The 18,895-nt window shown below is 55.6% G+C and carries 15 protein-coding genes; all 15 read right to left on the bottom strand.

Annotated elements, in window-relative coordinates:
* Positions 1-11: 11 nt before the first annotated feature.
* The 15 genes from JBE38_RS19185 to gyrA all read right to left on the bottom strand — a co-directional run bounded on the left by JBE38_RS19185 (position 12) and on the right by gyrA (position 18,575).
* Positions 12-1,373, bottom strand: coding sequence for a lipopolysaccharide biosynthesis protein (locus tag JBE38_RS19185; protein WP_205344891.1), 1,362 nt, complete (start codon positions 1,371-1,373; stop codon positions 12-14).
* On the bottom strand, positions 1,370-2,521 hold the full coding sequence (locus JBE38_RS19180; RefSeq protein WP_205344890.1) for a DegT/DnrJ/EryC1/StrS family aminotransferase: 1,152 nt from the start codon (positions 2,519-2,521) through the stop codon (positions 1,370-1,372). The genes JBE38_RS19185 and JBE38_RS19180 overlap by 4 nt, the downstream gene beginning before the upstream one ends.
* Before the next feature lie 15 nt (positions 2,522-2,536).
* Complete coding sequence (locus JBE38_RS19175; protein WP_205344889.1) at positions 2,537-3,640, bottom strand: DegT/DnrJ/EryC1/StrS family aminotransferase; 1,104 nt, start codon at positions 3,638-3,640, stop codon at positions 2,537-2,539.
* 3 nt (positions 3,641-3,643) lie between these two features.
* Positions 3,644-4,462 (bottom strand): GNAT family N-acetyltransferase, encoded by an 819-nt coding sequence (locus tag JBE38_RS19170; protein WP_205344888.1) that lies wholly within the window; start codon positions 4,460-4,462, stop codon positions 3,644-3,646.
* Between the two features lie 307 nt (positions 4,463-4,769).
* Complete coding sequence (locus JBE38_RS19165) at positions 4,770-6,089, bottom strand: Wzz/FepE/Etk N-terminal domain-containing protein (RefSeq protein WP_205344887.1); 1,320 nt, start codon at positions 6,087-6,089, stop codon at positions 4,770-4,772.
* A gap of 426 nt (positions 6,090-6,515) precedes the next feature.
* The gene (locus tag JBE38_RS19160) at positions 6,516-6,758 is read right to left on the bottom strand and encodes a lipopolysaccharide assembly protein LapA domain-containing protein (RefSeq protein ID WP_205344886.1); all 243 of its coding nucleotides are present in this window, start codon (positions 6,756-6,758) and stop codon (positions 6,516-6,518) included.
* Between the two features lie 25 nt (positions 6,759-6,783).
* Positions 6,784-7,080 (bottom strand): integration host factor subunit beta, encoded by a 297-nt coding sequence (gene ihfB, locus JBE38_RS19155; protein ID WP_003189779.1) that lies wholly within the window; start codon positions 7,078-7,080, stop codon positions 6,784-6,786.
* Between the two features lie 131 nt (positions 7,081-7,211).
* Positions 7,212-7,496, bottom strand: a complete 285-nt coding sequence (locus JBE38_RS19150) for a hypothetical protein (RefSeq protein WP_060753211.1) — start codon at positions 7,494-7,496, stop codon at positions 7,212-7,214.
* 161 nt (positions 7,497-7,657) lie between these two features.
* Positions 7,658-9,343, bottom strand: a complete 1,686-nt coding sequence (rpsA, locus tag JBE38_RS19145) for a 30S ribosomal protein S1 (RefSeq protein WP_060753210.1) — start codon at positions 9,341-9,343, stop codon at positions 7,658-7,660.
* A 119-nt stretch (positions 9,344-9,462) separates the two neighbouring features.
* Positions 9,463-10,152, bottom strand: coding sequence for a (d)CMP kinase (gene cmk, locus JBE38_RS19140; protein WP_205344885.1), 690 nt, complete (start codon positions 10,150-10,152; stop codon positions 9,463-9,465).
* Entirely contained in the window at positions 10,149-12,359 is a 2,211-nt protein-coding gene (locus JBE38_RS19135; RefSeq protein ID WP_205344918.1) for a bifunctional prephenate dehydrogenase/3-phosphoshikimate 1-carboxyvinyltransferase, read from the bottom strand. Before JBE38_RS19135 ends, cmk begins: the two co-directional genes overlap by 4 nt.
* A gap of 28 nt (positions 12,360-12,387) precedes the next feature.
* On the bottom strand, positions 12,388-13,500 hold the full coding sequence (gene hisC, locus JBE38_RS19130; RefSeq protein WP_205344884.1) for a histidinol-phosphate transaminase: 1,113 nt from the start codon (positions 13,498-13,500) through the stop codon (positions 12,388-12,390).
* 9 nt (positions 13,501-13,509) lie between these two features.
* The gene (gene pheA, locus JBE38_RS19125; protein WP_003218812.1) at positions 13,510-14,604 is read right to left on the bottom strand and encodes a prephenate dehydratase; all 1,095 of its coding nucleotides are present in this window, start codon (positions 14,602-14,604) and stop codon (positions 13,510-13,512) included.
* Entirely contained in the window at positions 14,604-15,689 is a 1,086-nt protein-coding gene (gene serC / locus JBE38_RS19120; protein WP_205344883.1) for a 3-phosphoserine/phosphohydroxythreonine transaminase, read from the bottom strand. The genes pheA and serC overlap by 1 nt, the downstream gene beginning before the upstream one ends.
* 231 nt (positions 15,690-15,920) lie before the next feature.
* Positions 15,921-18,575, bottom strand: coding sequence for a DNA gyrase subunit A (gyrA, locus tag JBE38_RS19115; protein ID WP_205344882.1), 2,655 nt, complete (start codon positions 18,573-18,575; stop codon positions 15,921-15,923).
* Positions 18,576-18,895 lie beyond the last annotated feature (320 nt).

Genomic DNA, 18,895 nt, shown 5'->3' with positions numbered 1-18,895 from the left:
CCATCCACCGATCAAATAATAATGTATAACGCGAAACCGAACACCGAGACGGATGCAAACACCAAGATCGACACTACCAGTGCTGCTTTCCTTGCATAAACTCCAACATCTGGCAGCCTTGAGGCCCTCAACCAGGAAATCACGGTTGACGCAGTATGATATGCAGAATAAATATAGCAAACCGCCTCAATATTTTTTTCAATTGCTGCGAATGTAGCTAACCCTAGTGTAACTGCAGTCAGGCATGCGGACATCACAGCCTGAAAGCGATAATCTTTGGCAAAAACCAGCAAACTGTAGGGTATGAAACCGAATGCACCGAGCGCCAAACCAGGAAGCAAGATTGCCACGTAGGTTGAGATCAGACCATTATTCTCGCTCGTGCCAACCCAAAGGTCGATGATTGGCGCGCGAAACCACCACAATATAAAGGTAGGCAAGGCTGTCACAAAAAATACGGAAAGCGCAAACCTGACGATGGTGCTTTTCGCCCTGGCTTGACTGCCCTCTACTGCCTCACGCAGAAAAATCGGCTGAAAGTATTGACTGACCGGTCCAGCAAGAATGGAAATCGGCGTCATACACAACAGACTGGCCAGGTAGTAAGGTGCAACGCTGCTGGCTGAAGCGAACATCGATATTATAGGCTTATCCAGCTGCGTTACCGCAGCTCCGGCTGCAGAAAATAAGACTAGAGCTCCGCCCATTTTCGTCAAGACTATTGCGTCAGAGATGGTCGGTTTCCTTGCCTGCGATAAGCCATCAGTGCTACCGGCAAGAGCCGAAACCACCAATTGACGGGTTAACCCCCAGTGTATAGCCGTCAGGATCAATTGAGCGATAATGAACACTTCCAAAGTTGCAGATACGTAGTTCAACGCAGCGGCAGTAATAAAGGCCCTAACTACGACCCCTACGATCTGCACACCACTACCCAACGTATAATTTCTCCGAGCTATTAGGCTGCAATAGTAAAGGTTTTGCATAACCAACAACCAAAAGAGCACTACCGAACCGACCACGACTAGCCATGATATCGAACTAGCAAAGTAAAAAAGCTTCAACGCAACAGCGATAAACAGCAATAATCCATAAAACCCCGAGAGACTTAACTCGGCCGTTCTAAGCAGAGTCAGCAATGAATTATCCGTGCCATTAGATACAGATATCTCTCTACCCGTCAGGGTGGACATCCCTAGGTCCATCATGACCAACAGTGCTTGAAGGGACAGAATGACAGCAACCACACCAAACTGCGAGCTGCCCAACAAATGGCTATATAAAGGTAAGAACAAGAAGGCCACCAGCAAGCTGGAAGACCTTCCTGCATACAACATTAGCATTCTTCCTATAACAGGAGTTCGCCAATTCATGACTGGCTATCGACTGCATGGGCGGCCTGCAATGCCACCGCTTCCTTCAAAGCGTCGGCGATAAATACCATGTCAACCTCTGTCAACCACCAGCCACAGGGCACACCTATGATGCTACTCTGGAGAACATCAGTGTTCGGTAGGTACTTTGCCCCCCCCTCAAACCCACTATAAACATCATTGCGCTGGTGCACACTCGAAGCCATAACCCCCCTCTTCTTCAACTCACTCAATACACGCGCTTGATCTTCAACAAGAATCAAAAAAACCCAATATACGGGCTCATCTGACTCACGCACCGGAACGGGTGTCAAACCCTGAACGCCCGAGATAAGCGAGGATAGCGCCTGAGCATTTCTAATGGTTGCATCTCGCCTAGTATTCAGCGATTCAAATTGTGCATAACCCAGTCCTGAACACAGATTGTTCATAGTCACTCCCCAGCCAATCTCGGGAATGTCGGAAAGAGGATTGATCTCACCGGTCTCGGCTCTGAAGGTCCCAAAGTCGATACCAAAACGCCTTAAGCGACGCGCCTTAGCAGCCATAGCTTCGTTGCGACAAGCTAATGCGCCACCCTCGGTGGCGTTAATTTGTCGATTTGGGTAAAAAGAATAGATAGCGAAGTCGGCGTACGATCCCACGGTTACGCCGTTTTGTGCAGCCAACAAAGCGTTATCACAATCTTCTATCAAAACCAGATTGTATTTCTTGCACAGTTCACTAATTTCTCTCGCAGGGCCCGGATAGCCAGCAACGTGATACAAGATTACAGCCTTCGTCTTTTCACTAATCTTCGACTCGAGGTCTGCAACACTCATCGATACGTTGCCCGGACTCACATCAACCCAAACAGGTATCGCCTTAGAATGAGCAATCGCCGAGTTTGTCGAGAGGCAAGCGAATGCTGTCGTCAACACCTCATCACCTGGCTGAACATCCGCAAGGTGCAGAGCAAGAAATAGCGCGCTAGTCATATCAACTGTCGATACTACGTGAGGCAAGCCAATAACGCCTTTCAGGGCATCCTCAAATTTCGCGACCCATTCTCCGCTGGCGATTCTGCCAGAGCGCAATATATCTAGCGCCACCACGTCCATCTCTGGGGTATGAACAACACCATAAAGCGGAAAAATTTTAGATATCACGTAACTTTTCTCTCTTCAACCACGCTTCAGTATGTCGACGATACGCTCGCGATCATCTTCGGATACCCACCAGCCACATGGAATGTGGATTAAGCGCTTGTAAAACTCTTCAAGCCCTGGCATTTCACCCGCGAATGGCTTAAAGACGGAGTGCAGGTGATTCGGGCGATGAAGTTTTGACGCCATTATACCGTTGGCTGCCAGTACCTTTTCAATTTCGTCCGAGTCATCGGCTAGAAGCGTATACAGCCAATACGCAGGCATTACGCCTGGCTCTACGGGAGCAGGCGCCAAACCCGCCACCCCTTGTAACGCGCTATCAAAATAGCGCCCATTATCGTAATGTCTTTTCAACAATGGCGAAATAACCTCCAATTGTTTTAGACCAATAACCGCAGCAACATTATGCATATTATATTTGTAGCCGACCTTGGTGATATCAACCTCGGTACGTGGAACACCTTTTGCCAAACCAAACCAGCGCAACTTACGCGCGTCCCCCATCTGACTAGGGTTTTTCATCGTCAGCAGACCACCATCTACCGTCGTCATATGTTTGATTGCTTGGAAAGAGTAAATGGCGTAGTCACCAACTGTGCCAACAGGCTGGCCATTATATTCCGCCCCCAACGCATGCGCACAGTCTTCAATCAATGAGAGCCCATGGCGATCGGCAATTTCTCTTAACTCTTTCAAGCGCACTGGATACCCAGCGTAATGCACAACACAAATAGCTTTTGTTTTTTCTGTAATAGCTGCAGCTACTGCATCTGGACACAAATTCCCCGTGCAACGCTCTACATCAGCAAAGACTGGTGTTGCACCTACCTGCAGAATAGTCGTATTGGTGGGTTCTGCAGTCATTGACGTAGTGATTACTTCATCACCTATTCCAACACCGGCTAATAGGAGAGCCAAATGAAGAGCTGCTGTACCGCTACTGGTAGCCAAAACATTTTTCAGTCTAAATTGTTCAGCAAAGGCATCTTCAAAGCGGTAAACATGCTCTCCCTCAGAAATCATCCCACTGTAAAGAACTGACTCCAACGCCGGTAGTAAAATATCACGCGGAGGCATCGCGACTTTAACCAGCGGAATAGGTGAGGCTACATTTGACATTTTTCAGATCCGATCGAGAAATTTAATTGTTGGCAATTTAACAGGAACACCGTCACCTAGATGCTTAACCATTCTTACCGCAGATGGTCGCAAATCAAGCCCAAGGCCTCTTTCCTCCAGTTCAGATATTAAAGAGTCACTTTCAGCTAAGTTGAGAGAATAACGGCCCGGCAAGGACGCCATCATAAGATCGACGATGTCTTTCTTTTCTCCAGCCCACTCCGCTACACTCCACCCATCCTTTACAGAGAAGACAACAATACTGGCTCTGTCACTTGAAATAACCTGCCCTCTGGAAGCAAAAGGAGGGATCCCACGTTTAGTTTCGCCGACGTCCGAGCCAGGCCAATCATGCGTAGCGTACACCATCTTGATACGCTGCTCTGGCGTTGACTCCACATAGCCAAACCTATCCTGCTGATCTATAACGAATCCTTGGCCTGCATAGACTTCTGGCTTTTGTGTCCAGAGTATCAACGCAGTCATATTCCGGCTCACGCCAAGCTCTATAGCGCTACTCATCAAACCCGACGCAAGGCCCTTGCCACGCCAGGCTTCATCTACACAGACCAACCCGATTAGACCTGCGCATGCATCTAGACCGACACGCAGCTCCCTGACCACTAGCGCCGCAAGCGCCTCACCAGTGCCGGACGGGTTTCTGATTTCCACGCAGAAAATACTCTGGGTACACGATATCCAGGGGAAATGGGCATTCAGATCAATTCCCCGACCTCTGGAAGCAAAGAAAACCTCCCAAAACAGCCGACGCGCAGACTCCGGCACCCCCGGGGAAATAATTGGCTTAAACGTCTGACCCATCCGATGCAGCTCCATAATTTGACGCGTTACGGCACAAGGTGAAAGAGTTGAGACTCTACCGCCTTTATCATGGCTTCGCATCAAAAGCCCCTACCTACTGAAAAAACAACACCACTGCACCAGATCAGGCGCTCCTGATGAACCAAGCATTTACCTTTTGAACTTTTAACGCGCTGCGCGTCCTCTCAGACGACCACCGGCACTCCGTAGTTCCGCATGAGCCGACGAATGCTCACCCGGGGCAAAGGGCTATAAAAACCAGGAAAGGCAACAAGCTCAATCAGAACCCTATCAGCCGCACGTATTCTCACTTGTTCTGAATACCTTTCGGGACTGCTACCTTACGGTAATCCATCGATACTGCGGAACGGCTCCCCACCCAACTGCGCCCTAGGACGATGGCGCTTCCGAGGATCCCGCCTGCGATGAGCCCTAGCAAAATAATCAGGATTTTCTTCGGCTTCATCGGCCGCAACGGCTCGAGAGCCTGCTGATCAACCACAACTAGCTTAAGACTGTCCAGGTTGATATTAAGATTTTTCAGACGCGCAATTTCTGCACGCAAAGGTTCTACACCTGCAAGAAATACATCCTCGTTTTTACGCTGATTAAGCACTTCAACTTGCCGGTTTAATTTGAGCAACTCCAACTCTTTAGCTATCTGGGAAACTCGCCCCTCGGTAAAGTCATCTGACTTACGCGCCATCAGGGCTGCACGCTCAGCCTGTAGAGCATCCACCCCCATAAAGTAAAGTGGAATTTGTTGATTGTTGATTTCAGTCCGCATGACACTGCCACCTTGCCGCCCTAGATCCCCTAGCGATGTCGGTGTCGTTGGCTTTTCAATACCCAACGAACGTGCGATACCAATAGCTTCGTTCAATTGGGCCACTCGGTCATTGCGCTGGGTTTTCAACTGCTCGCGAAGAGCTTTCAATTCGTCAGTCAGTTGAGCACGCCGAAGATTGTCTACCTCCTGCAAAGAGGCGATTTTGATCTGCTTATCATTGAGGTAACTAGAACGCGCAGCTTCGAGCTTGCCAGATAGCTCATTCAGGCGGTTTTTTACAATGACATTCATATCCGCCGCAATTTGCTTACGCTCATTGGTAATAGCGTACGTCACGAAATCATTAAGAATCGAGACACCATCAACGCCTTTGGGATAACTCATGTCCAGCTTAATAAACGCGCCCATAGCGCCAGCTTTTATTGCATCAGGCAAAGTAAGCGTAATGGAGTCTCGATTAAACTCTTCGAAACTCTGCTCCAGAGTCCGACCCGGGCGTACAAACGCTTGGAATAAATTCTGATTCTCACGGAAAAAGCCCAACCGTGTCTCATAAGATTCCAAAGATGCCCCCACTCGCAAAAGTGCAGCACTTGGAGGAAGCGAATAAACCTCTGATCTGTTCAGGGCATCTAATTCATTTATGGCTGCAGGGCGCAAAACGCTGCTGACCTGATATACCGGAGTAACAGTGAATGCATAAGCTGCAGCCACTAAAGCCCCACCAGCAGCAAAAAAAATAATGAGTATTTTCTGACGCCACATAGTACGAAACAAAGCGACGACATCAATTTCGTCGGAAGAGGAAACCGGGGGAGCGCGGAAGCTACTACTCACAACTAAAACCTGCCTTCAAAGAGAAACTGCGGGCTCGTTATGCAGACAATTTTATGTATTTATTGTTTTAGTTATATGACCGTCAAAATCCGGCGTCTCTGCCAAATCATGAACGCAAAAAATGCCCGTTATCGAGAACAGATTCCATTCTGCCATCTCCCTGACATATTACAAGTCTTGACAGGGCTGTAGGATGATTCATGCATGAAGAGAGATACAGCTCACAAGCTTGTAGGAAGAGTATACTGAGAGCGAAAGAAAGGCATCCAAGCGAAGATACAAGCACGCAATATCACGGTCTGACAAGCAACCTGTCAGCCCCGCAGCATCACGAGACCTCGGGGCGATTAAGATACATGAAGGAGACTTTCTGACAGACGGCTCTACGCCCGACATGCCGAACGCAGCGAAGCATAAGAATCAGCCCTACCCACGCTCCGCAGGCACCGCTTTACGTCGGCGACCACCAACCACAACCCCCAATAGCGGCCCGATCAGCATCCCAACAATCAATGCCAACACGACAAACACAGCTACCGGCATCTGCACAGTGGCCCAACCCAAAAATGAGAGCGAAACACCCTGCTGGTTTTCCAGTACAAAACCCAAGACAGCCAGGACTGCAACCAGTACAACCAATAGCAGCACAACGCGCTTAACCCCACGCATAACCTTCTCCTAACCCCAAAAAGACTCAGACGCCTTCTTCCTCTTCTTCGTTCACCCGATCGCGCAATTCCTTGCCCGGTTTGAAATGGGGAACAAACTTACCGTCGAGACTGACAGACTGACCGGTCTTTGGGTTACGGCCAACACGCGGCGCACGGTAGTGCAATGAGAAACTGCCAAAGCCTCGGATCTCGATACGATCTCCGGTAGCCAGGCACTGGGACATTTGCTCAAGCATGGTCTTGATGGCCAACTCCACATCTTTGGATGAGAGCAGCCCTTGATGGGTGACAATACGTTCGATCAACTCCGACTTCGTCATATTTTTCCCTTCTTTTTCAAGCAGCTAGGAAAAGCGCTCCGAAGGTTTTAGCATGACTTGATGAATTTGAACAGCCCATACGGTGACTTATCTCCAGGTACGACGGACACCTGCAAACACACCTTACAACCTCAGTTGCAGATGACCAGCATGGTACGCGTTACCGCGCCGGCAGGGTTCCACCCAAACAGGTAGTCGCCCTCTTCGTCCTTGGCATCACTGGACCGAGTGACAACCTTGTAACCTTGCGCCTTACACTCGCGCGCAGCGCGCTTTTCGCACTTGTCCCAGCCAGAACCAAGCCCTGAGCAGTCGATCTCTATGCCACTCACCCCGCGCTTGGCGTGAGTCTTGGCGCTGGTGGCAGAACAACCCACGAGCATCGCTACCGCCAATACTACGATCAGCCTCTTCATTTAATTCCTTATTGAAAAAACAACAGAACAGTCACACTCCTGAAAACTATAGCCAGTTCCCATCCTGAGCTGTAGACCTCAACTCTCTGTTGTTGATTCAACGAATTTCAGGCACAAAAAAGGGCGACCGAAGTCGCCCTTTTTCTATAGCTTTACAGAACTTAGTTCTGCTTAGCCATTGCCTGGCGCAGCAGTGCCGCCATGGTGGTGTCAGTACTTTCAGCTTCTGGAGCAGCTTTCAAGTTCTGGATCGCTTCCTTCTCTTCAGCATCGTCTTTCGACTTGATGGAGAGCTGGATCACGCGGCTCTTGCGGTCAACGCTGATGATCTTGGCTTCTACTTCCTGGCCTTCTTTCAGAACGTTGCGCGCGTCTTCAACGCGGTCACGGCTGATTTCGGAGGCTTTCAGAGTCGCCTCGATGTCGTCGGCCAGAACGATGATGGCGCCTTTGGCGTCAACTTCTTTCACAGTGCCTTTAACGATCGCGCCTTTATCGTTGTCCTGAACGTATTCAGAGAACGGGTCGCTTTCCAGTTGCTTGATACCCAGGGAGATGCGCTCGCGCTCTGGGTCAACCGACAGGATAACGGTGTCCAGCTCGTCGCCCTTCTTGAAACGACGAACAGCTTCTTCGCCCACTTCGTTCCAGGAGATGTCGGACAGGTGAACCAGGCCGTCGATGCCGCCGTCCAGACCAATGAAGATACCGAAATCGGTGATCGACTTGATGGTGCCGGAGATTTTATCGCCCTTGTTGAACTGGCCAGAGAAATCTTCCCATGGGTTAGATTTGCACTGCTTGATGCCCAGGGAGATACGACGACGCTCTTCGTCGATGTCCAGAACCATAACTTCCACTTCGTCGCCGACTTGCACGACTTTCGAAGGGTGGATGTTCTTGTTGGTCCAGTCCATTTCGGAAACGTGTACCAGGCCTTCCACGCCTTCTTCCAGCTCAGCGAAGCAGCCGTAGTCGGTCAGGTTGGTTACACGCGCAGTTACGCGAGTGCTTTCTGGGTAACGAGCCTTGATAGCAACCCATGGATCTTCGCCCAGCTGCTTCAAGCCCAGGGAAACGCGGTTACGCTCACGATCATACTTCAGAACCTTGACATCGATCTCGTCGCCAACGTTGACGATTTCGGAAGGATGCTTGATACGCTTCCAAGCCATGTCGGTAATGTGCAGCAGGCCATCGACGCCACCCAGATCGACGAATGCGCCGTAATCGGTGAGGTTCTTGACGATACCTTTGACTTGCTGGCCTTCCTGCAGGGATTCCAGCAGAGCTTCACGCTCGGCGGAGTTCTCTGCTTCCAGGACGCTGCGACGGGAAACGACAACGTTGTTGCGCTTCTGGTCGAGTTTGATGACCTTGAATTCGAGTTCTTTGCCTTCCAGGTGCGTGGTGTCGCGCACTGGACGAACGTCGACCAAAGAACCTGGCAGGAACGCACGGATGCCGTTAACGTCGACAGTGAAGCCGCCTTTAACCTTACCGTTGATAACGCCCTTGACCACTTCTTCAGCTGCGAAGGCTGCTTCGAGAACAATCCAGCATTCAGCGCGCTTGGCTTTTTCACGGGACAGCTTGGTTTCACCGAAACCGTCTTCAACCGAGTCCAGAGCAACGTGAACTTCGTCACCGACATTGATAGTCAGGTCACCAGCATCGTTGTAGAACTGTTCCAGCGGGATCAGAGCTTCAGACTTCAGACCAGCGTGAACGGTTACCCAGCGAGCTTGGTAATCGATATCAACGATAACACCGGTGATGATGGAGCCTGCCTGAAGGTTCAGGGTTTTTAGGCTTTCTTCAAAGAGTTCCGCAAAGCTTTCGCTCATTTTAATTCCTGTTGATAAGGGCGAAGAATACGCCCATCTCCACACCCCAGACGGTGTGGGTCAGTTTCAATTAAAAGAAGCACTACAGGACTATGACTGGTCCCCTGCAGCCTTCTTAGTCACCCGGCGATATCGCGAATGGCGATTTCACTCAAGATGCGTTCCAGCACCTGCTCGATGGACAACTCCGTGGAATCCAGCTGCATTGCATCAGCCGCCGGCTTGAGCGGGGCTACTGCACGCTGGGTATCACGCTCATCGCGCGCACGGATCTCATCTAGCAGACTCGACAGACTAACACCATCGACTTTTCCCTTCAACTGCAAGTAGCGCCGACGAGCCCGCTCCTCGGCGCTGGCAGTCAGGAAAATCTTCAGCGGCGCCTCGGGAAATACTACCGTGCCCATGTCACGGCCATCGGCCACTAGGCCCGGGGGCTCTTGAAACGCCCGCTGGCGCTGGAGCAATGCATCACGCACGGCCGGCAGCGCGGCTACCTGGGAGGCCCAGGAACCTACCTGCTCGTTACGCAGGTCATCGGTCACATCATCCCCTTCCAGGATGATCCGCTGGGGATGCCCCTCCGTCGCGCCGACGAACTGCACATCAAGGTGCGCCGCCAGCAGCTTCAGGGACTCTTCGTTGGTCAGGTCGACGCCATGGTTGCGTGCAGCAAACGCCAGCAAGCGGTACAGCGCGCCGGAATCCAGCAGGCACCAGCCCAGCCGCTTGGCCAGGATGCCAGCGATCGTGCCTTTGCCCGAGCCACTTGGCCCGTCGATGGTAATCACCGGTGCTTTGATATTCACAATTGAGCCTCTTGGGCAACACGGATGCCGACTTGGGCACACAATGTAAGAAAATTCGGAAAAGATGTAGCAACGTTGGCGCAGTCACGGATACGAATCGGTGCGGCCGCCCGTAAGGAAGCCACACTGAACGCCATGGCAATCCGATGATCACCCTGGGCATGCACTTCACCACCGCCCATCAAACCTGCGTCAATGATAATCCCATCGGGGGTCGGTTCACACTTCACCCCCAGCGCAAGCAGACCGTCGGCCATGACCTGAATGCGATCAGACTCTTTCACACGCAGCTCCTGCGCACCGCGCAACACGGTTCGCCCTTCGGCGCAGGCCGCCGCGATAAACAGCACCGGAAACTCATCGATAGCCAGCGGCACCAACGCCTCGGGAATCTCGATCCCCTTGAGTGCAGCCGAACGCACACGCAGGTCAGCAACCGGTTCACCACCGACTTCACGCAGATTTTCCAGGGTGATGTCCGCCCCCATCAACCGCAGGATATCGATCACCCCGGTACGCGTCGGATTGACGCCGACATGCTCCAGCAACAGCTCGGAACCCTCGGCAATCGAAGCCGCCACCAGGAAAAACGCCGCCGAGGAAATATCCCCCGGCACTTCGATACGGGTTGCAACCAGCGCATGGCCCGACTCTACCGATGCCGTAGCCCCTGCCACCGACACCGGATAGCCAAAACCGCGCAGCATGCGCTCGGTGTGATCACGGGTTGGCGCCGGCTCGGTCACTGAAGTCTGACCCTCGGCATACAGACCTGCCAGCAGCAGGCAGGACTTGACCTGCGCACTGGCCATTGGCATTGAATAGGCCACGCCCTTGAGCATCTGACCACCATGAATGGTCAGCGGCGGACAGCCTTGCGGCCCGGTCTCGATCACCGCGCCCATCTCCCGCAGCGGCGTCGCCACGCGACTCATTGGGCGCTTCGACAGAGAGGCGTCACCCGTCAACACACTGTCGAAGCCCTGCGCCGCCAGCAGCCCGGACAACAGGCGCATCGACGTCCCCGAATTCCCCAGGTAGATCGGCCCCGGCGCAGGCTTCAGCCCGTGCAAGCCGACACCATGAATGGTCACGCGCCCATGGTGCGGCCCTTCAATGACCACGCCCATGTCACGAAAAGCCTGCAAGGTCGCCAGGGCATCTTCGCCCTCAAGGAAACCTTCGACTTCCGTCACGCCTTCGGCCAATGAGCCCAGCATGATCGACCGATGGGAAATCGACTTGTCGCCCGGTACCCGGATACTGCCGCTCAAGCGGCCGCCCGGGTCGGCCAGAAACGTCAGCTCATCAGCGTTCACAGCCGCATCCATATAAGCCCGGCGAGCCAGGATCTTGCTGAAATGCTCACGCGCCACCCGCGCGCGGGTAAACACGCCCAATAATTGATGACCATCCCCCGCATCAACCGCGTCGCGCAAGGCGTCGAGATCACTGCGGAAAGTGTCCAGGGTGCGCAGCACCGCTTCGCGGTTGGCCAGGAAGATGTCGTGCCACATCACCGGGTCACTGCCGGCAATACGCGTGAAATCACGGAAACCACCCGCGGCGTAACGGAAAATATCGAGGTTCTCGTTACGCTTGGCCAAAGAATCCACCAGGCCAAAAGCCAGCAGATGGGGCAAGTGACTGGTTGCCGCCAGCACTTCGTCGTGGCGCTCGACCTGCATATGTTCGACATCCGCACCCAACTCGCGCCAAAGACGATCGACTACAGCCAGGGCTGCCGGATCGGTTTGCTCAAGCGGCGTCAGGATCACCTTGTGCCGGCGAAACAGCTGCGCATTGGACGCCTCTACCCCACTCTGCTCGGAACCGGCAATCGGATGGCCCGGCACAAAGCGCGCCGGCATGCCGCCAAAGGCCAGTTGCGCTGCGCGCACCACATTACCCTTGGCACTGCCGACGTCCGTCAGGATAGCCTGCCCCAAATCCATACTGGCGAGCACCGCCAGCAACTTCTCCATCGCCAGGATCGGCACGGCGAGCTGGATCACATCGGCGCCCTGGCACGCGAGCGCCAGGTCCGCCTCACAGCGATCGACCACCCCCAGCTCAACCGCCAGCTTGCGCGATTGCGGGTCCAGGTCCACACCGACCACTTCGCCGCACAGCCCGCTTTCACGCAGGCCCTTGGCGAAGGAGCCACCGATCAACCCCAGGCCAACCACCACCAGGCGACCGATCATAGGCACAACAGGTTGCAATGCGGTGACATCAACCACGGGCCAGGACCTTGGCCAACGCCTCCAGGAAGCGGCTGTTTTCAGCCGGCAAACCGATGGTGATACGTAAATGGTTCGGCATGCCGTAGTTGGCCACCGGACGCACGATCACGCCTTCGCGCAGCAAGCCCTGGAATACCGGGGCGGCCACCTGAGCCAGATCGACGCAAATGAAGTTGCCCTTGGATGGAATCCAGCCCAGGCCCAACTCACGGAAACCTTCTTGCAACTGCAGCATGCCGCTTTCGTTGATACGACGGCCTTCTTCCAGATGCTCGACATCCTTTACCGCCGCACAGGCCGCCGCCAGGGCGAGGCTGTTGACGTTGAACGGCTGGCGCACGCGGTTCAGCACATCGGCAACCACCGCCGTGGACAGGCCGTAGCCAACCCGCAGCGAGGCCAGGCCATAAGCCTTGGAGAACGTGCGCGAGACCAACAGGTTCGGATAGGCTGCCAGGAAATCCAGGCCGTCCGGCAGGTCGCTGCCTTCGGCGTACTCGATATACGCCTCGTCCAGCACCACCAACACGTGCGCAGGCACATCTTGCAGGAAGTCGTCCAACGCCTGGGTATCGAACCAGGTGCCAGTCGGATTGTTCGGGTTGGCGATAAACACCACACGCGTTTGCGCATCGATCGCCGCCAGCATGGCCGGCAGATCATGCCCCCAGTCCTTGGCCGGAATCACTCTCGCATCAGCGCCCACCGCCTGAGTGACGATCGGATAGACCGCAAACGCATGCTCACTGAACACGGCGTTCAGGCCCGGAGCCAGGTAAGCGCGGCCGACCAGTTCAAGAATATCGTTGGAACCGTTGCCCAGGGTCACCTGGTTCAGTTCGACACCGCACTTTTGCGCCAACAGTGACTTGAGGGCAAAGCCGTTGCCGTCGGGATAACGCGTCAGCTCGGCCAGCTCTTCACGAATCGCCGCCAGCACTTTAGGGCTTGGGCCCAATGGGTTCTCGTTACTCGCCAGCTTGACGATATTGGAGGGGTCCAGATCCAACTCACGCGCCAACTCGTCCACAGGCTTGCCCGGAACGTAAGGCGACAGTTGCTGCACGCCCGGCTGCGCCAGGGCGAGAAAGTTGCCACTCATGTTAAAGCCTCACAAAACCGCTTTCGGGTAAGAGCCCAGCACCTTGAGTGCCACGGCTTCCTGACTGATCTTCTCCAGCACGCCTTTGACCAGCGGGTCGCGGTGATGGCCGACGAAATCGATAAAGAACACATAGGTCCATTTACCGCTGCGCGAAGGGCGCGTCTCGATGCGCGTCAGGTCAATCCCGTTATCGTGGAACGGCACCAGCAACTCATGCAGCGCGCCGGGCTTGTTGCTCATGGAGACGATGATCGAAGTCTTGTCGTCGCCAGTCGGCGGCACTTCCTGGCTGCCGATCATCAGGAAGCGCGTGGAGTTGTCCGGGCGGTCCTCGATCTTCTCGGCCAGGCGCGTCAGACCATACAGGCCCGCCGCCATATCACCGGCGATGGCCGCCGAGTTCCACTCACCCTTGACCCGCTTGGCCGCTTCGGCATTGCTGGACACCGCAACACGCTCGACATTCGGGTAATGGGCATCCAGCCACTTGCGGCACTGCGCCAGGGACTGGGCGTGGGAGTAGATACGGCTGATGCTGTCGGTCTTGGTGTTCTCGCCCACCAGCAGGTGGTGGTGAATGCGCAGCTCGACTTCACCGCAGATCACCATGTCGTGCTCAAGGAAGCTGTCCAGCGTGTGGTTGACGGCACCTTCGGTGGAGTTTTCCACCGGTACTACTCCAAAATTCACCGCACCGGCCGCCACTTCGCGGAACACTTCGTCGATGGCCGCCATCGGCTTGCTGATCACCGCGTGGCCGAAGTGCTTCATGGCCGCCGCTTGGGTGAAGGTGCCTTCAGGACCCAGGTAAGCCACTTTCAGCGGCTGCTCCAGGGCCAGGCACGAAGACATGATTTCGCGGAACAATCGCGCCATTTCTTCATTGCCCAGCGGGCCCTTGTTGCGCTCCATCACGCGCTTGAGTACCTGGGCCTCACGCTCGGGACGGTAGAACACCGGCACCTCGCCTTCCGCCAGGGACGCCATCTTCACCCGTGCCACTTCCTGGGCACAGCGCGCACGCTCACTGATCAGTTCCAGGACTTTCTCGTCCAGGCTGTCAATGCGTACGCGCAGGGCCTTGAGCTCTTGTTCAGACATTAGCCGTGTTCCTTTTCGAACTCTGCCATGTAGGCAACCAGTGCGTTGATCGCGTGGATGTCGACAGCGTTGTAGATGGAGGCGCGCATGCCACCCACCGAGCGGTGGCCCTTGAGGTTCAGCAGGCCGCGCTCGTCGGCACCGGCCAGGAACGGCTTGTCCAGACGGTCATCAGCCAGCCGGAACGGCACGTTCATCCACGAGCGGTCAGTCAAGTTGATCGGGTTGCTGTACAGGCCGCTGTCGTCGATGAAGTCGTACAGGACGCGCTTCTTCTGTTCGTTGAGCTTGGCCATGGCCGCCACGCCGCCCTGCTCCTTGAGCCATTCGAACACCAGGCCCGACAGGTACCAGGCGAAGGCCGGCGGGGTGTTGTACATCGAGCCGTTATCCGCCGCGACCTTGTAGTTGAGCATGGTCGGGCACAGCGAACGGGCACGACCCAGCAGGTCTTCGCGGACGATGTTGACCAGGATGCCGCTTGGGCCGATGTTCTTCTGCGCGCCGGCGTAGATCATGCCGTACCTGGACACATCGATCGGGCGCGAAAGAATGTCCGAGGACATGTCGCACACCAGCGGTACGTCGCCCACTTCCGGCACCCAGTCGAATTGGAGACCACCGATGGTTTCGTTCGCGACGTAGTGTACGTAGGCAGCATCCTTCGACAGCTTCCATTCGTTCTGACCCGGAATGGCGAAGTAGTCGTAAGGCTTTGCGGTGCCCGCTACATTGACGTGACCGTAACGGGAGGCCTCTTCAATGGCCTTCTGCCCCCAGATACCAGTGTCGATATAGTCGGCAGTGCCCTCTTCGGGCAGCAGGTTCAGTGGGATCTGGGCGAACTGCTGGCTCGCGCCGCCCTGCAGGAACAGCACTTTGTAGTTGGATGGGATGTCCAGCAAGTCGCGCAGATCCTGCTCGGCCTTGGTGGCGATGGACACGAACTCATCGCTGCGATGGCTCATTTCCATCACGGAGAGGCCTTTTCCATGCCAGTCGAGGAGTTCACCCTGCGCACGCTGCAGGACTGCTTCAGGAAGCGCCGCGGGACCGGCACAGAAGTTATAGGCTCTCTTGCTCACATCCAATCTCACTCTGATCTGGTGGTAGTCACGCAAACATATCAGCCGACACCGGACCCGGTGTGGGAGCGGGCTTGCTCGCGAAAGCGATCTAACAGCCGACATCTGGAGTGAATGTCAGTCCGCCTTCGCGAGCAAGCCCGCTCCCACAAGGGATCTCCATAGTTGTCGATATTTCCATCCGGACAAACAACAAGGGGGCGAATCTTCATCCGCCCCCTGTATGTCCGCTTATTCCTGCGGTTCTTCGTCGTCTGCGGCAGCGTCGAGGGTTGGCTCGTCGACGTTGTCACCGCCGGTTGCGATCACTTCGCCATCAAACTCCTCGCCTTCCAACTCTTCGCCTTCGACTTCCGACGGCTCCTGGACACGTTCCAGGCCGACCAGTTTCTCGTCCTTGGCCAGCTTGATCAGGGTCACGCCCTGGGTGTTACGACCCAGGCTCGACACCTCAGCCACACGGGTACGTACCAGGGTGCCCTGATCGGAAATCAGCATGATTTCCTCACCATCGAGTACCTGGACCGCACCGACCAGACGGCCGTTACGCTCGTTGCTGACCATGGCGATCACGCCCTGGCCGCCACGCTTGTACTCAGGGAACTCGCTGATGGCCGTGCGCTTGCCATAACCACGCTCGGAGGCAGTGAGAATCTGGCTGCCTTCTTCCGGGATCAGCATCGAAATCAGCTTCTGCCCTTCCGGCAGGCGCATACCGCGCACACCGCGGGCGGTACGGCCCATGGCGCGAACGTCGGATTCCTTGAAACGCGTCACCTTGCCGCCGTCGGAGAACAGCATCACTTCACGCTCGCCATCGGTGATGGCTGCGGAGATCAGCACGTCGCCTTCATCCAGTTCCAGGGCGATCAGGCCCACGCTGCGCTGACGGCTGAAGGATTCCAGCGGGGTCTTCTTCACGGTGCCTTTGGCGGTCGCCATGAAGATGAAGTGACCTTCGGTGTATTCCTCGACCGGCAGCATGGTGGTGATGTACTCATCACTGTCCAGCGGCAGCAGGTTGACCAGTGGGCGACCACGGGCGGCGCGGGAAGCTTCAGGGATTTCGTAGGTTTTCAGCCAGTACACCTTGCCCTTGCTGGAGAACAGCAGCAGCGTGGTGTGGCTGTTGGCGACCAGCAGGTGAGCGATGTAGTCCTCATCTTTCACGCCGGTCGCCGATTTACCTTTACCACCACGACGCTGGGCCTGGTACGCAGCCAGAGGCTGGGTCTTGGCGTAGCCGCCGTGGGAGATGGTCACCACGCGCTCTTCTTCCGGGATCATGTCACCCAGGGTCAGGTCGAGGCGGGCATCGAGGATTTCGGTGCGGCGCACGTCGCCGTATTCAGCACGGATCACTTCCAGCTCTTCGCGGATCACTTCCATCAGGCGCACGGCGCTGCTGAGGATACGGATCAGTTCGCCGATCTGGTTGAGGATCTCCTGGTACTCGGCCAGCAGCTTCTCGTGCTCCAGGCCCGTCAGGCGGTGCAGGCGCAGTTCCAGGATGGCCTGGGCCTGTTCCGGCGACAGGAAGTACTTGCCTTCGCGCAGACCGTATTGCGGGTCCAGGGTCTCGGGACGGCAGGAGTCGGCACCGGCGCGCTCGACCATGGCCACCACGGCGCTGGATTCCCAAGGCGTGCTGACCAGCGCTTCCTTGGCTTCCGACGGCGTTGGCGAAGCCTTGATCAGCGCAATCACCGGGTCGATGTTCGACAGCGCAACCGCCTGGCCTTCCAGGATATGCCCGCGCTCACGAGCCTTGCGCAGCTCGAACACGGTACGACGGGTCACCACTTCGCGACGGTGACGCACGAAAGCTTCCAGCAGATCCTTGAGGTTCAGGATGCGCGGGCGACCATCGATCAGGGCCACGACGTTGATACCAAACACGCTTTGCAGCTGGGTCTGGGCGTAAAGGTTGTTGAGGATCACCTCAGGCACTTCGCCACGACGCAACTCGATCACCACGCGCATACCGTCCTTGTCGGACTCGTCGCGCAGCTCGGTGATGCCTTCGAGCTTCTTCTCCTTGACCAGCTCGGCGATCTTCTCGATCAGACGCGCCTTGTTCAACTGGTACGGGAGCTCGGTGATGACGATCTGCTGACGGCCACCGACCTTGTCGATGTCCTCGATGATCGAGCGGGCGCGCATGTAAATACGGCCACGACCGGTGCGGTAGGCTTCGATGATACCGGCGCGACCGTTGATGATCGCAGCGGTCGGGAAGTCCGGACCGGGGATATATTGCATCAGCTCATCGACGGTCAGCTCAGGGTTGTCGATAAGGGCCAGGCAACCGTCGATGACTTCACCGAGGTTGTGCGGCGGGATGTTGGTGGCCATGCCCACGGCGATACCGCTGGAACCGTTGACCAGCAGGTTGGGGATCTTGGTCGGCATGACAGCCGGGATCATTTCGGTGCCGTCGTAGTTCGGCACCCAGTCCACGGTTTCTTTGTGCAGGTCGGCCAGCAGCTCGTGCGCCAGCTTGGTCATGCGCACTTCGGTGTATCGCATCGCCGCGGCGTTGTCGCCATCGACCGAACCGAAGTTACCCTGGCCGTCTACCAGCAGGTAGCGCAGGGAAAACGGCTGGGCCATCCGAACGATGGTGTCGTACACCGCAGTGTCGCCGTGAGGGTGATACTTACCGATCACGTCACCGACAACACGGGCAGATTTCTTGTACGGCTTGTTCCAGTCGTTACCCAGCTCGCTCATCGCGAACAGCACACGCCGGTGCACGGGCTTCAAGCCATCGCGCGCATCAGGCAGTGCCCGACCGACAATTACGCTCATCGCGTAGTCGAGGTAGGACTGTTTCAGCTCGTCTTCGATATTGACCGGGAGGATTTCTTTGGCCAGTTCGCCCATGAGAAGCCTGATTCCTTTTTCGGGTGAAACCTCGTCACATCCATATGGGACGAACGAAGCTCGCCGCTGCCGACAGGGTGCCTGACAACGACTTACGACAAATCAACGAGTTATGACACGGATCTGCGCGTTATAGGCCACCCCTCGGGGTGGCCCTGGAAACCGCCGGATGTTATCACAATCGCCGCCACGCACCTATCCCCCTGATGCGCATGGAGCGTAGTAAGTTGACGGATGACAGGCTTGAGGGCGACGAGAGGGGCTCAGAGCTGAGTTGGGGTCATTTTTTGAGGGTAAATCCAAGGCTTTTATTGACTTCC

It is taken from the genome of Pseudomonas sp. ICBG1301, from assembly GCF_016918385.1.
Classification (GTDB): Bacteria; Pseudomonadota; Gammaproteobacteria; order Pseudomonadales; family Pseudomonadaceae; genus Aquipseudomonas; species Aquipseudomonas palleroniana.
This window is presented reverse-complemented; position numbering and strand designations above follow the sequence as displayed.

What these genes read in the sequence shown, in the direction of transcription:
- JBE38_RS19185 (WP_205344891.1), bottom strand. Translation starts at nt 1,373, where the DNA reads ATGAATTGGCGAACTCCTGTTATAGGAAGAATGCTAATGTTGTATGCA.
- JBE38_RS19175 (WP_205344889.1), bottom strand. Translation starts at nt 3,640, where the DNA reads ATGTCAAATGTAGCCTCACCTATTCCGCTGGTTAAAGTCGCGATGCCT.
- JBE38_RS19170 (WP_205344888.1), bottom strand. Translation starts at nt 4,462, where the DNA reads ATGGGTCAGACGTTTAAGCCAATTATTTCCCCGGGGGTGCCGGAGTCT.
- JBE38_RS19160 (WP_205344886.1), bottom strand. Translation starts at nt 6,758, where the DNA reads ATGCGTGGGGTTAAGCGCGTTGTGCTGCTATTGGTTGTACTGGTTGCA.
- ihfB (WP_003189779.1), bottom strand. Translation starts at nt 7,080, where the DNA reads ATGACGAAGTCGGAGTTGATCGAACGTATTGTCACCCATCAAGGGCTG.
- JBE38_RS19150 (WP_060753211.1), bottom strand. Translation starts at nt 7,496, where the DNA reads ATGAAGAGGCTGATCGTAGTATTGGCGGTAGCGATGCTCGTGGGTTGT.
- rpsA (WP_060753210.1), bottom strand. Translation starts at nt 9,343, where the DNA reads ATGAGCGAAAGCTTTGCGGAACTCTTTGAAGAAAGCCTAAAAACCCTG.
- JBE38_RS19135 (WP_205344918.1), bottom strand. Translation starts at nt 12,359, where the DNA reads ATGATCGGTCGCCTGGTGGTGGTTGGCCTGGGGTTGATCGGTGGCTCC.
- hisC (WP_205344884.1), bottom strand. Translation starts at nt 13,500, where the DNA reads ATGAGTGGCAACTTTCTCGCCCTGGCGCAGCCGGGCGTGCAGCAACTG.
- pheA (WP_003218812.1), bottom strand. Translation starts at nt 14,604, where the DNA reads ATGTCTGAACAAGAGCTCAAGGCCCTGCGCGTACGCATTGACAGCCTG.
- gyrA (WP_205344882.1), bottom strand. Translation starts at nt 18,575, where the DNA reads ATGGGCGAACTGGCCAAAGAAATCCTCCCGGTCAATATCGAAGACGAG.